The organism is Pseudomonas sp. H3_C08, assembly GCF_054669455.1.
Genome location: NZ_CP162803.1, coordinates 554,112 through 567,710, shown reverse-complemented (window position 1 = coordinate 567,710; position 13,599 = coordinate 554,112). Strand labels below are relative to the sequence as shown.

At 60.6% G+C, this 13,599-nt stretch carries 14 protein-coding genes; 6 read left to right on the top strand and 8 right to left on the bottom strand.

Features of this window, described 5'->3' with window-relative positions; genetic code table 11:
* Positions 1–110: 110 nt before the first annotated feature.
* The 5 genes from AB4N74_RS02725 to AB4N74_RS02705 all read left to right on the top strand — a co-directional run bounded on the left by AB4N74_RS02725 (position 111) and on the right by AB4N74_RS02705 (position 5,807).
* Positions 111–1,385, top strand: coding sequence for a glycerate kinase type-2 family protein (locus AB4N74_RS02725; RefSeq protein ID WP_460098118.1), 1,275 nt, complete (start codon positions 111–113; stop codon positions 1,383–1,385).
* A complete protein-coding gene (pyk, locus tag AB4N74_RS02720; protein ID WP_099758384.1) occupies positions 1,382–2,797 on the top strand; it encodes a pyruvate kinase in 1,416 nt (471 codons plus the stop codon). Before AB4N74_RS02725 ends, pyk begins: the two co-directional genes overlap by 4 nt.
* A gap of 146 nt (positions 2,798–2,943) precedes the next feature.
* On the top strand, positions 2,944–3,858 hold the full coding sequence (locus tag AB4N74_RS02715; RefSeq protein ID WP_460098116.1) for an urea transporter: 915 nt from the start codon (positions 2,944–2,946) through the stop codon (positions 3,856–3,858).
* 21 nt (positions 3,859–3,879) lie between these two features.
* Positions 3,880–4,704 (top strand): ion transporter, encoded by an 825-nt coding sequence (locus tag AB4N74_RS02710; RefSeq protein WP_093439865.1) that lies wholly within the window; start codon positions 3,880–3,882, stop codon positions 4,702–4,704.
* A 104-nt stretch (positions 4,705–4,808) separates the two neighbouring features.
* Positions 4,809–5,807, top strand: a complete 999-nt coding sequence (locus AB4N74_RS02705; protein ID WP_116256522.1) for a sulfate ABC transporter substrate-binding protein — start codon at positions 4,809–4,811, stop codon at positions 5,805–5,807.
* Positions 5,808–6,046: 239 nt separating this feature from the next.
* Here AB4N74_RS02705 and AB4N74_RS02700 read toward each other — a convergent pair whose 3' ends face one another.
* On the bottom strand, positions 6,047–6,658 hold the full coding sequence (locus tag AB4N74_RS02700) for a DUF5666 domain-containing protein (protein ID WP_093439861.1): 612 nt from the start codon (positions 6,656–6,658) through the stop codon (positions 6,047–6,049).
* Between the two features lie 241 nt (positions 6,659–6,899).
* On the opposite strand from AB4N74_RS02700, the gene AB4N74_RS02695 reads away from it, so the two are divergent.
* Positions 6,900–8,087, top strand: coding sequence for an MFS transporter (locus AB4N74_RS02695; RefSeq protein WP_460098113.1), 1,188 nt, complete (start codon positions 6,900–6,902; stop codon positions 8,085–8,087).
* A 69-nt stretch (positions 8,088–8,156) separates the two neighbouring features.
* On the opposite strand, the gene AB4N74_RS02690 is transcribed toward AB4N74_RS02695, so the two are convergent.
* From AB4N74_RS02690 to AB4N74_RS02660, 7 genes are all read right to left on the bottom strand, one after another.
* Entirely contained in the window at positions 8,157–8,561 is a 405-nt protein-coding gene (locus tag AB4N74_RS02690; protein ID WP_099758378.1) for a type II toxin-antitoxin system HicB family antitoxin, read from the bottom strand.
* Positions 8,561–8,773, bottom strand: a complete 213-nt coding sequence (locus AB4N74_RS02685; protein ID WP_095050205.1) for a type II toxin-antitoxin system HicA family toxin — start codon at positions 8,771–8,773, stop codon at positions 8,561–8,563. The genes AB4N74_RS02690 and AB4N74_RS02685 overlap by 1 nt, the downstream gene beginning before the upstream one ends.
* A 207-nt stretch (positions 8,774–8,980) precedes the next feature.
* Positions 8,981–9,385 (bottom strand): hypothetical protein, encoded by a 405-nt coding sequence (locus AB4N74_RS02680; RefSeq protein ID WP_065617394.1) that lies wholly within the window; start codon positions 9,383–9,385, stop codon positions 8,981–8,983.
* A gap of 25 nt (positions 9,386–9,410) precedes the next feature.
* On the bottom strand, positions 9,411–10,613 hold the full coding sequence (ccmI, locus tag AB4N74_RS02675; protein ID WP_460098110.1) for a c-type cytochrome biogenesis protein CcmI: 1,203 nt from the start codon (positions 10,611–10,613) through the stop codon (positions 9,411–9,413).
* Complete coding sequence (locus tag AB4N74_RS02670) at positions 10,610–11,080, bottom strand: cytochrome c-type biogenesis protein (RefSeq protein WP_099758374.1); 471 nt, start codon at positions 11,078–11,080, stop codon at positions 10,610–10,612. The genes ccmI and AB4N74_RS02670 overlap by 4 nt, the downstream gene beginning before the upstream one ends.
* Positions 11,077–11,613, bottom strand: coding sequence for a DsbE family thiol:disulfide interchange protein (locus AB4N74_RS02665; RefSeq protein ID WP_099758373.1), 537 nt, complete (start codon positions 11,611–11,613; stop codon positions 11,077–11,079). Before AB4N74_RS02665 ends, AB4N74_RS02670 begins: the two co-directional genes overlap by 4 nt.
* Positions 11,610–13,598, bottom strand: coding sequence for a heme lyase CcmF/NrfE family subunit (locus tag AB4N74_RS02660; protein ID WP_093439827.1), 1,989 nt, complete (start codon positions 13,596–13,598; stop codon positions 11,610–11,612). The genes AB4N74_RS02665 and AB4N74_RS02660 overlap by 4 nt, the downstream gene beginning before the upstream one ends.
* Between the last annotated feature and the right edge of the window lies 1 nt (position 13,599).

Sequence of the window (13,599 nt, the reverse complement as noted above, 5' to 3'; positions counted from 1 at the left end):
GGCGTGTCAGTCGACATGGATATTGACTGATCCACCGCTTTCGCGAGCAAGCTCGCTCCCACAGGGATCTCTACCGCCCTTTCGAATAACAAGAATTCCGGGAGCCCGCCATGTCGGTCGATCCGCAACAACTGCTGCGCGAGCTGTTTGCCACAGCCATCGACGCGGCCCATCCGAACCAGGTCCTCGAAGCCCATCTGCCTGCTGATCGCAGCGGTCGGGTGATCGTCATCGGTGCCGGCAAAGCCGCTGCTGCCATGGCACAAGTGGTCGAGCGCTGCTGGGAAGGTGACGTGTCTGGCCTGGTGGTGACCCGTTACGGTCACGGCGCCCCGTGCGAAAAAATCGAAGTGGTCGAAGCCGCGCATCCGGTGCCGGACGCTGCCGGTCTGGCCGTGGCCAAACGCGTGCTCGAACTGGTCAGCAACCTGAGCGAAGACGACCGCGTGATCTTCCTGCTCTCCGGTGGTGGCTCTGCCCTGCTGGCGCTACCGGCCGCAGGCATCACCCTCGCTGACAAGCAGTCGATCAACAAAGCCCTGCTCAAATCCGGCGCAACCATCGGCGAGATGAACTGCGTGCGCAAGCACCTCTCGGCGATCAAGGGCGGGCGTCTGGGCAAGGCCTGCTGGCCCGCGACTGTTTATACCTACGCGATTTCCGATGTACCGGGCGACCTCGCCACGGTCATCGCTTCCGGCCCGACCGTGGCCGATCCAAGCACCTCCGCCGAAGCGCTGGCGATCATCAAACGCTACGGCATCGAGATTCCGGTTTCGGTACGCACCTGGCTGCAAAGCCCTGAGTCGGAAACCGTCAAACCCGGTGATCCAAGCCTCGCGCGCAGCCACTTCCAGTTGATCGCTCGTCCTCAGCAATCGCTGGACGCTGCGGCGGTGAAATGCCGTCAGGCCGGTTTCAGCACGCTGATCCTCGGCGACCTCGAAGGCGAATCGCGCGAAGTGGCAAAGGTCCACGCCGGTATCGCCCGCCAGGTCATCCATCACGGGCAGCCATTGGCGGCACCGTGCGTGATTCTCTCCGGCGGCGAAACCACCGTAACCGTGCGCGGCAATGGCCGTGGCGGGCGCAACGCCGAGTTCCTCCTTAGCCTCACCGACAGCCTCAAAGGCCAGCCCGGGGTTTACGCCTTGGCCGGTGACACCGACGGCATCGACGGCTCGGAAGACAACGCCGGCGCAATCATGACCCCGGACAGCTACGCCCGCGCCGCCGCCCTCGGTTTGAGCGCCAGCGACGAGCTGGATAACAACAACGGCTACGGCTATTTCGCGGCGCTCGATGCGCTGATCGTCACCGAGCCGACCCGCACCAACGTCAACGACTTCCGCGCCATCCTGATCCTTGAGAGCTGCAAATCATGACGCCTGATAAAAAGGTCAAAATCCTCGCCACCCTCGGGCCTGCTGTCGATGGCATCGAAGACATCCGTGAACTGGTCGAAGCCGGGGTCAACATCTTCCGCCTGAACTTCAGCCACGGTGATCACGCCGACCACGCCAAGCGCTATCAGTGGATCCGCGAAGTCGAGCGCCAGCTCAACTACCCGCTGGGCATTCTGATGGACTTGCAGGGACCGAAACTGCGCGTCGGCAAGTTCGCCGACGGCAAGGTGCAGTTACATCGCGGTCAGGCGTTCCGCCTGGATCTGGACGCGACACCGGGCGATGAGCGTCGAGTGAATCTGCCGCATCCGGAGATCATTGCCGCGCTGGAAGCCGGCATGGATCTACTGCTCGACGACGGCAAACTGCGTCTGCGTGTGGTCACCAAATACGCTGACGCGATCGACACCACCGTGCTCAACGGCGGCGAGTTGTCGGATCGCAAAGGCGTCAACGTGCCGCAAGCAGTGCTCGACCTCAGCCCACTGACTGCCAAGGATCGTCGTGACTTGAGCTTCGGTCTGGAACTGGGTGTGGACTGGGTCGCGCTGTCGTTTGTGCAACGCCCGCAGGACATCGTCGAAGCCCGCGCGCTGATCGGCGACAAAGCCTTTTTGATGGCGAAAATCGAGAAGCCTTCGGCCGTTGAGCAACTGCGCGAAATCGCTGAACTGAGCGACGCGATCATGGTGGCGCGTGGCGACCTCGGCGTTGAAGTACCTGCCGAAAGCGTGCCGCAGATTCAGAAGAACATCATCACCACCTGCCGCGAACTCGGCAAACCGGTGGTGGTGGCGACGCAGATGCTTGAGTCGATGCGCTTCTCCCCTGCCCCGACCCGCGCCGAAGTGACTGACGTTGCCAACGCCGTGGCCGAAGGCGCCGATGCGGTGATGCTGTCGGCGGAAACCGCGTCCGGTGAATACCCGCTGGAAGCGGTGCAGATGATGAGCAAGATCATTCGCCAGGTGGAAAACGGTCCGGATTATCAGACCCAACTCGACGTCAGCCGGCCGAAAGCTGAAGCGACCGTTTCCGATGCGATCAGCTGCGCGATTCGTCGTATCAGCAACGTGCTGCCGGTGGCGGTGCTGGTCAACTACAGCGAGTCCGGTGCGTCGAGTTTGCGTGCAGCGCGGGAACGGCCGAAAGCGCCGATCCTCAACCTGACGCCGAACCTGCAGACCGCACGGCGTTTGAGCGTGGCGTGGGGCATTCATTCGGTGGTCAACGATCGCCTGCGTCAGGTCGATGAGGTTTGCTCCACCGCGCTGGAAATCGCCCAGGCGCAGGGTATGGCCGAGCGCGGCGACACACTGCTGATCACTGCGGGTGTGCCGTTCGGTCAGCCAGGGTCGACCAACTCGCTGCGGATCGAAACGTTGATTTAGCGCCTGTACCGGCCTCTTCGCGAGCAGGCTCGCTCCCACAGTTGATTTGTGTGCATCACAAACTCAATGACTGAACAAAGATTCAATGTGGGAGCCAGCCTGCTGGCGAAGAAGGCAACCCGGTTTCACTGACTTTCAGAACTGCCATGCCTGCCAATCACTTCAACACCCACTGCCCCGACTGGGCCGAGGCTTTGCTCAACGGTTTCAGTCAGATATTCCTTCAGCGCCATCCGCTGTGCGGCTTGCTGTGCCTGTTGGCGATCCTGCTGACAGCACCGGTGCTGTTCGCCGGAGCGCTGCTCGGTGCCGTCGCCGGTTTGCTCACCGCGCAACGGCGCAACTACGCCAAGGCTGATCGCCAGGCTGGACTGTTCAGCTACAACGGTGTGCTGCTCGGCCTGCTGCTGAGCCTGTATTTCCCATGGTCGCCGCTGCTGCCGCCGCTGATTCTCGCAGCCGGCGGACTGAGCGCGATGGCCACGCAGCAATGGCTCAAACATGTGTACCGCAGCCGCTCGATTCCGGCCTACACCTCGCCGTTCGTGGCGCTGAGCTGGATCCTGCTGTTGTTCGCCGAACCGTCGGCGCCCATAACGCACATCGAGATGAACCCGCTGAACCTGCTCGCCGCCGAACTGCGTGGTTTGGGCCAGGTGATGTTCCTTGGTCATCCACTGGCCGGCGCGTTGATCGCCATCGGCTTGCTGATCGCTGATCGCCGTGCATTCTGCTGGGCGCTGCTGGCGTCGGCGATCGGCCTCGGCTCCAGTCTGCTGCACCACGAAACCAGTGCTGCACTGTTAGGCCTCGGCAGCTACAACGCCGTACTCGCCGCCCTCGCCTTTTCCGCGCAACGCCAACAACCGTGGCTGCCGCTAGTCGGCATCGTGTTAGCGCTGCTGGTTACACCGCTGTTTGCCGCCGTCGGCCTCGCCACATTGACCGCGCCGTTTATCCTCGCCGGCTGGCTGATCCGCGCCGGGATTCAGATGCTCGGCAAAGCCACCGTCGAGCGTGCGCCTTGCGCTCACGGGGAGAATCAACCTAGGCTGCGCTGATCTTCGATTCAGGCGTTATCCATGGACAGCAGCAACAGTTGGCGCGAACGGCTTTACGTCATGATTTTCCAGAGCGACACCCTCGCCGGGCGTCGCTTCGACGGCACCCTGCTGTTGATCATCCTCGCCAGTCTGGTGATCGTGATGCTCGATAGTATCGACAGCATTCACCAGAACTATGCCGACGTGCTGGCCTACATCGAGTGGGGCTTCACGATCATCTTTCTCGGCGAGTACATCCTGCGTCTGTACTGCTCGCCCAAGCCGTTGCGCTACGCCTTCAGCTTTTATGGCCTGGTGGATCTGCTGGCCATCGTCCCGGGCATCCTCGCCCTGTATTACAGCGATGCGCAGTACCTGCTGATTATCCGGATCATCCGCATGCTGCGGATTTTCCGCGTGCTCAAGCTCAGCCCGTACCTCAAGCAAGCCAATTATCTGATGTCGGCGCTACGCGGCAGCAAGCAGAAGATCGTGGTGTTTCTGGTCAGCGTCTGCACCCTGGTGACGGTGTTCGGCACCCTGATGTACGTGATCGAGGGCCCCGAGCATGGCTTCACCAGCATTCCCAAAGGCATCTATTGGGCGATCGTCACGCTGACCACCGTGGGCTTCGGCGACATCGTGCCGAAGACCCCGCTGGGTCAGGTGATTTCGTCGCTGGTAATGATCACCGGTTACTCGATCATCGCCGTGCCGACCGGGATTTTCACCGCCGAACTGGCCAACGCCATGCGCGGCGAACAGCTGCAACACGATTGCCCGGTGTGCAAGAAAAACAGCCATGAACATGGCGCCGCGTTTTGCTCGCGATGCGGCAATGCGCTGTTCAAGAAACTGGAATAAGCAAAGAGCTTTTTAATCTTTAAACGACTATGCGCGCGCCGTTATAGTCAGTGGCAATTGAACATCACCCCCTGCTTCTACACCGATAAAACAAGGAATGCGCAGTGAAAAAACTCTTTGGCGCCTCACTTCTCGCCGCCGGCCTGGCCTTGGCCAACATCGCTCAGGCAGCCCCGACGCTGCTCAACGTTTCCTACGACGTGATGCGCGATTTCTACAAGGACTACAACACTGCGTTCCAGAAACACTGGCAAGCCGAGCACAACGAAAACATCACCGTGCAGATGTCCTTCGGCGGCTCGAGCAAGCAAGCGCGTTCGGTGATCGACGGCCTGCCGGCTGACGTCATCACCATGAACATGGCCACCGACATCAACGCCCTCGCCGACAACGGCAAACTGGTCCCGGAAAACTGGGTCACGCGTCTGCCGAACAACAGCGCACCGTTCACCTCGGCCACGGTGTTCATCGTCCGCAAAGGCAACCCGAAAGCGCTGAAAGACTGGCCGGATCTGCTCAAGGACGGCGTGCAAGTGATCGTGCCAAACCCGAAAACCTCGGGTAACGGCCGCTACACCTACCTGTCGGCCTGGGGTTATGTGCTGAAGAACGGTGGCGACGAGAGCAAGGCCAAAGACTTCGTCGGCAAACTGTTTAAGCAGGCGCCAGTGCTGGACACCGGTGGCCGTGCGGCGACCACCACGTTCATGACCAACCAGATCGGTGACGTGCTGGTGACCTTCGAAAACGAAGCGGAGATGATTGCCCGCGAGTTTGGTCGTGATCAGTTTGAAGTGATCTACCCGAGTGTTTCGGCAGAGGCTGAGCCGCCGGTTTCTGTGGTCGATAAAGTGGTCGACAAGAAAGGCTCGCGTGCGGCGGCGGATGAGTACCTGAAGTACCTGTGGTCGCCGGAAGGCCAGGAGATTGCGGCGGCAAACTACCTGCGTCCACGTGATCCGGCGGTGCTGGCGAAGTACACCGATCGCTTCCCGAAAGTTGATTTCCTTTCGGTAGAGAAGACCTTTGGTGACTGGCGTACGGTGCAGAAGACGCACTTCAATGATGGTGGGGTTTTCGATCAGATTTATAGTGGGCAGTAAGGTTTAAGCCGTGATGAAAAAGGCGACTCTCAGAGGTCGCCTTTTTTGTGGACGCTTTACCCTCACCCCAGCCCTCTCCCGGTGGGAGAGGGGGCCGACCGAGGTGTCTGGCGAGTTACATCGACCTGAGAAACCTTATCGATTATGGATTCGGCATCGCAGTTTCAGGTCGGCGTATTCCTTCAACATCCCCCAATCGGTCCCCTCTCCCTCCGGGAGAGGGCTAGGGTGAGGGGCTTCTACATCGGCGGCGTCACCCCATCCTTCCCCGCAGAAATAGATTGCGCCGTCAGCGTGCCATCCGCACCCTGCGTGACGAACGTAACAATCTTCACCCCCACCTTCAGCAAAGTCCGATCCCCGGGCACCAGATTGACGATCGGCACATCCTCCGGCACCAGAATCTTCTGCTGCCCGCCCTTGTAGTTAACCGTCAGCACCCGCCCGTTGCTCACCACCAGGTCGCCGACGCTGCCATTGGTCATGCTGCTGCCCTTGGCCAGATCAAACGGCCGATGGCCGTCGCCGCTGCCCGCCAGTTCCGGCGGAAACACATGCACCTCCAGTGCCTTGAGCGTGCCATCCTCTTGAGGCATCGCCGCCGAACCAATGTAACTGCCGGGTTTGATGTCCTCGATATTGGCCAGGGTGACCGCGCGAACTTTGGTGTCACCAGTCAACTGGATCACCACGTTCTCACCGCTGTTGACGTGGACTTTGAGGCTGTCGGCGCTGACCCCGGTGATCTCGCCGCGCACACCGAGGCGCATCCCCGGTGCGTCGGCGGCCTGTGCGCTCATCGCGCCGAGCAGGCTAGTCAGGACAATCGTTGCGATAAGACGAAGCTTCATTGCAATCCTCCGGTCATGAATGTTGAACAAGCCAATGCAAACATAAGCACGCTATCGAACAGGATGTAAGTGAATGTATCATCGACCCGCAACGGTCGGACGCAAGGTCCGCCGATGGATCACACGCTGCTAGCACCCCGACATTGCGCAACGGAATAACTGATATCAACCGAAGGCGTCTTCTGCCCATCCGGTTTGCCCCATAGCCTTAGCGCATTCTTTCGCTGGATCGAGAAACCTTATGACCACCACCACTCACGCAATGACCCGAGGCATGGTGCTGCTGTTCGCCTTTTGCTGCGGCGCCATCGTTGCCAACATTTACTACGCGCAGCCGATCATCGGCCTGATCGCGCCGGACATCGGCCTCTCCGACACCATGGCCAGTTTCATCGTCTCGCTGACGCAGATTGGCTATGCGCTGGGCCTGTTCTTTCTGGTGCCGCTGGGCGATCTGCTGGAAAACCGCCGTTTGATGATCACCACCACCGTGGTGGCGATTGCCAGTCTGTTGGCGGCGGCGTTTACCGATCAGCCGAACGTGTTCCTGCTGATCTCGTTGCTGGTGGGCTTCAGTTCGGTGTCGGTGCAGATTTTGATTCCGTTGGCCGCGCATCTGGCACCGGAAGAATCCCGTGGCCGGGTGGTCGGCGGGATCATGGGCGGCTTGTTGCTGGGTATCCTGCTGGCACGACCGGTGTCGAGCGTAGTCGCCGACCATTTGGGTTGGCGGGCGATGTTCATGATTGCCGCCGCATTGATGGCGGCAATCAGCGTGGTACTGGCGTTGACCGTGCCCAAGCGCCAGCCCGATCATAGCGCCACGTATGGCCAGTTGATCGGTTCGCTGTGGACCCTGCTGCGCCAACAACCGGTATTGCGTCAGCGGGCGTTTTATCAGGGCTGCATGTTCGCCACCTTCAGCCTGTTCTGGACCTCCGTGCCGCTGGAACTGGCGCGCAACCATGGCTTGTCGCAAAGCGAAATCGCGATCTTCGCCCTGGTCGGCGCCATCGGTGCCATCGCCGCGCCGATCAGCGGACGCTTGGCCGACGCTGGCCACACCCGCATCGCTTCGCTGCTGGCGATGATATTTGCCAGCCTGAGCTTCCTGCCGGCGTTCATTCATCCGGCCTACAGCGTCATCGGCCTGGCCGTGACCGGCGTGGTGCTCGACTTCTGCGTGCAGATGAACATGGTCCTCGGCCAGCGCGCGGTCTACTCGCTGGACGCCAAAAGCCGCGGTCGTCTGAACGCGCTGTACATGACCAGCATCTTTATCGGCGGCGCCTTCGGCTCGTCGGTGGCCAGTGCGGTGTACGAGCATGGCGGCTGGTTGTGGATCGTGATTGTGGGAAGTGCGTTCCCGCTGTTGGCGTTGTTGCGGTTTTTGAGTGCTTCGCAGCGCAGTTCATTGGCAACGGCGTAAGGTCGCAAAAGCTTCGCGAGCAGGCTCGCTCCCACGGGTTATTCATTTAGCCTGAGGGAGCGATGAAGCTTAGTAACGAACCAGTTTCTCCATCGCCGCATCCGCCAGAAAGGAGGAACGGCTTTTGACGTTGTGTTCGCGCACATAACGATCGATGCGCTGAATTACATAGCCAGGCAACGTCACGTTGACCTTTTCGGTCTTGCCGAGATAAGGCGAAATATCCAGCTCGAGCATGCCCCAACCCATGTCGGCAAAGTCCGGATTACTGCGATGAGCGGATGCCGAAGTCGGCATAGGAATCGACTCCCCGTCCGCCGCAATCTCCTGCAGCATGATGTGGGCGACTTCAACCGCCGCGTTGTAGGCATCTTCAAAGCTATCCCCCGCTGTAACGGCGCCGGGAATATCGGGGATCTGAATACCGATGGCAGTGTTCTCGTCTCCCCACTCGATACAGATTGGATATTGCATTATGGATCTCCTTCGAAACTGGCTGGCGGGTTGTACAACCCGGCACGTCTCCTGATGCTTTTGACTGTCCCCAACGGCAAATCCTTTTTCGGATGAGGAACGGGAATCGTGTAAGGGTTGTAACGGTGCCTGAAAATGTGATGACTGCCGGTAATCCGGTCCAGCGTCCAACCCGCCTCCTCCAGCTCCTTGATCAATAACCTGCTTTGCACCAATCGCCTCCTTGCCCCGGCCCATTAAAAGTAACCCTAGAGTTACCTTTACTCAAGCACGAAAATCCACAGAGCGACGTCCGGTTGTTTTACATAGTGTGATTGAAACGCTAGATCCTGAGCTTTACGCAGCACTTCCTTGAGCAATTTCTGTGCGAACCCAACAGGCACACAGCAAAACGGCGATCCAAAGATCGCCGTTTTCATTTACTGCCCAAACTGCTTGCCCAACCCCGGGGGCACGCCGTGGATGTTGGTGTCTTCCCACGGGCCATTGGGGCTGACGGAGCGGCTCCAGCCGTTGTTCCAGCGGTAGTAGGTGCGCTGGCGGTAGAAAGTGTTGGTCTGGTCGTCGAGGACGTAGACGCCGAGTTTCTGGTCCCAGTGGCTGTTGCCGCCCGGTGGCGGTGCGAAGCTGGCCGAGGTGCGCGGGACGGGTTTGGCCGGTTTTGCCGGGATGCTTTTGCCTGGGGTCGGCGAGGTCGACGGGGTCGGACTCGGTTGCGAAGGCGGGATCGGCGGCAGGCTGGTGGTCGGTTCCGGGCGTTGCACCGCACATGCACTCAAGCCCAGGGCCAGTGTGAGGACTGTGATTCGGGCGATGGTGTGCATGGCGGTGCTTTCCTGTTGTGTCCGGCTATTGGTCCGGGCTGTCGATGGTCAGTTTTTGTAGCGCAGTGGTGCTGCTGGCCAGAGGGCCGCTGCGACCGACCCACTCGCCGGCAGTCGGTTGGCCGGCGCGGGAGATGCGCGCAACCAGTTGGACTTCAGGGAAGTTCGACAGTTTCAACTGCGGCATCATTGCGTCGGCATCGCCCAGTTCGACGGTCACCGGTAGATCGGCCACGGTTAGACGCTTGGCGGCCAGTGGTGCCGGCGGGCCGGAAGTCGCGCGGGCAAAGATGAACACACTGTCGCCCGGTTGCACTTTGCTTCGGAGTTCGCTAGAAAGATCGACGCTGACTTTCAACAGCGCAGCTTTCGCGGCTTGCGGTGCCTGAGCGACTTTGCCGCCGCTGGCTTCCAGACGTTCGGCGGCACGTTTGATCCCGCCTTGCAGCGCCGCGCGGGAATTGTCTTCCGGCGGCAATTGCGCCAGCAAGCGGGTCCAGTAGTCGATGGCTTCCTGATAACGCTCGCCTTCGAAAGCGGCGATACCGAGCAGACCAAGGCTGGTGACTTCTTTCGGATCAGCCTTCAGCGCTTCGTCGGTCAGCGCCTGAATCTTCGCCGACCATTTCTTGCCATCCGCAAAATACTGCGCCTGCGCCCACTGGCCGAGCAGTTCCGGCTGGCGCCCGGCAAGGTTGGCAGCGCGTTCGAACATCTTCGCCGCGTCCGCCGGACGCTCTTGCGCCATGTAGGTACGACCGAGGAAATACAGGCCTTCAGCGGAGTCCGGCTGCGCCGCGACGGCACGTTCCAGACGCTGGGTCATCTCTTCCATCGACTGCGGCGCCTGGGCGAATTCGCGGGTCAGTTCGACTTTGTCGGCAGCGCCGAAATGCAGATACAGACCCAGGCCCAACACCGGCACCAATACAGCCGCCAACAACGGCAACGGTTTACCCAGCTTCGACACACGCGGTGCGGCAACGCCTTCGGTATCCGCCAGCAACTCACGCGCCGCCTCGGCACGGCCGCTGTCCATTTGTGCCACGTCGAGTACACCTTCAGCCTGTTGCGACTGCAATTCGGCGACGCGCTCCTGATACAGCGCGACGTTCAGGGCAGTACGATCCTCTTCACGCTGGGCGCGACGCTCACGCAGCACCGGGATCAGCAGAAAACTCAGGGCGACCAGAAGCAACAGCCCTGCGGCAAGCCAGAAATCAATCATTCTTGGTTTTTATCCAACAGTTGATCGAGGCGCTGACGCTCTTCGGAGGACAGCGATTGCGGGGTGTCGGCGCGTTGTCCGCGACGACGGCGGACGATGACCGCGATCACCACGAAACCACCGAGCAGCAGACCGGCCGGGCCGAACCACAGCAGTGCGGTCTTGGCATTCAATGCCGGTTTGTAGCGGACGAAATCACCGTAGCGATCGACCATGAAGTCGATGATCTGCTGGTTGTCCTTGCCCTCGCCGAGCATGCGGAAAATCTCTTTGCGCAAGTCCGCGGCAATCGGCGCGTTGGAGTCGGCGATGTCCTGGTTCTGGCACTTGGGGCAGCGCAGTTCCTTGGTCAGTTCGCGGAAACGCTCGCGATCAGCTTCTTTGGCGAACTCGTATGTATCGATCGCGGCATGGGCGACGCCGGCCAGACTCAAGCCAAAAACCACGGCAGCCAGAAAGCGCTTCATGGCTTGGCCTCATCGACCAGCGCCTGATACTTGGCGGCGAGTTTTTCCCGCCAGACCTGCTCGTCGATCACGCCAACGTATTTATCGCGGATGATGCCCTTGGCGTCGATGAAGAAGGTTTCCGGTGCGCCGTACACGCCGAGGTTCAGACCCAGCGAGCCTTCATCATCACGGATATCCAGCGCATACGGATTGTGGAACTCGGCCAGCCACTTCAAGGCATCAGCGTTGGTGTCCTTGTAGTTGATGCCGTAGATCACCACACCGCGCTCGGCGAGTTTGTTCAGCACCGGATGCTCGACCCGGCAGGAAATGCACCAGGTGCCCCAGACATTGACCAGCGCCGGTTTGCCGAGAATGTCAGCCTTGGTCAGGGTCTTGTCGCCCTGCACCGCCGGCAACGAAAACTCCGGGAACGGCTTGTTGATCATCGCCGACGGCAGCTCCGCCGGATCAAGGTACAGACCGCGATAAAGAAATACCGCCACCAGCAGGAAAATCGCCAGTGGCACCAGCATCAACCAACGTCTCATGCAGCCGCTCCCGTCATGCCCAGTGCTTCACGCACCTTGGCTTTCACCTTGACCCGATAACGTCGATCCAGCGCCGCCAGCAAACCACCCAAACCTGTGAGCAAACCGCCGAACCAGATCCAGCGCACAAACGGCTTGACGTGCACGCGCACCGCCCATGCACCGTTGTCCAGCGGCTCGCCGAGGGCAACGTAGAGGTCGCGAGTGAAACCAGCGTCGATCCCGGCTTCGGTCATCATCGAACTCTGCACGGTATACAGGCGTTTTTCCGGGTGCAGCACGCTGACTTCCTTGCCGTCGCGGATCACCCGAATGGTGCCTTTGTCAGAGGTGAAGTTCGGCCCTTCGAAGTGCTTGGCGCCTTCAAAGATGAAGTGATAACCGGCCAGGTCCATCGACTCGCCCGGCGCCAGACGCAGATCGCGCTCGGCACTGTTCTGGCTCGACAACACCACGCCCAGCGCGCACACGGCGATGCCCAGGTGCGCGATCTGCATGCCCCAATAGCTGCGAGTCAGCGTCGGCAGGCCTTTGATCAAACCTTTGTGGCGAGTCTTGTCGACAATGTCGCGCGCACCGGCGAGCAACACCCACGCGGCGAGCAGGAAGGTCGCGATCACTGCCCAGTTGAAATCGCCGTAAGCGACACCAGCCACCACGGCCAGCGCGACGCTGCCGAGCAATACCGGGGTCAGCATGCCGGCCAGCCATTTCACCGGCGTGTCTTTCCAGCGCACGATCACGCCGATCGCCATTACCACCATCAGCAATCCCATCAATGGGATGAACAGCGCGTTGAAGTACGGCGGGCCAACCGACATCTTGGCGCCGCTCAGGGCATCGAGAATCAGCGGGTACAGCGTGCCGAGCAGGATCATCGACGCGGCGACGACCAGCACCAGGTTGTTGCCCAGCAGCAGGGTTTCCCGCGACCACAGGTTGAACCCGACCTGACTCTTCACCACTGGTGCGCGCAGGGCGAACAGCGTCAGCGAGCCGCCGACCACAAACAGCAGGAAGATCAGGATGAACACGCCGCGCTCCGGGTCAGAGGCAAACGCATGCACCGAGGTCAGCACGCCGGAACGCACGAGGAACGTGCCAAGCAGGCTCAGCGAGAACGCGGCAATCGCCAGCAACACCGTCCAGCTCTTGAACACGCCACGTTTTTCCGTGACCGCCAGCGAGTGAATCAGCGCGGTGCCAACCAGCCAAGGCATGAAGGATGCGTTTTCCACCGGGTCCCAGAACCACCAGCCGCCCCAGCCGAGTTCGTAATACGCCCACCACGAACCGAGGGTGATGCCGATGCCGAGGAAGGCCCAGGCGACGATGGTCCACGGACGCGACCAACGCGCCCACGCCGCATCAAGGCGACCGCCCATCAACGCGGCGATGGCGAAGGCGAACGCTACCGAAAAGCCGACGTAGCCCATGTACAACATTGGCGGGTGAACGATCAGGCCGATGTCTTGCAACAACGGATTCAAGTCGGCGCCATTGCTGGGCATTTGCGGCAGGATGCGTTTGAACGGGTTGGACGTGAGGATCAGAAACAGCAAGAAACCGGTGCTGATCATGCCCATCACCGCCAGCACACGAGCGAGCATGACTTGCGGCAACTGCCGCGAGAACACCGACACCGCGAAGGTCCAGCCGCCGAGGATCAACGCCCACAACAGCAACGAACCTTCGTGGGCGCCCCACACGGCGCTGAATTTGTAATACCACGGCAACGCGGTATTGGAGTTGTTTGCCACGTAGGCGACGGAGAAGTCATCGGTCATGAACGCGTAGGTCAGAATGCCGAACGCGAACAGCAGAAAGGCAAACTGCCCCCACGCGGCTGGCTGGGCCAGGCTCATCCAGAAACGGTCGCCGCGCCAGGCACCGACCAATGGCACCACGGCCTGCACCAGCGCAAAACACAGGGCCAGAATCATCGCCAGATGGCCGAGCTCAGGAATAAAAATTGCCGAGGTCATC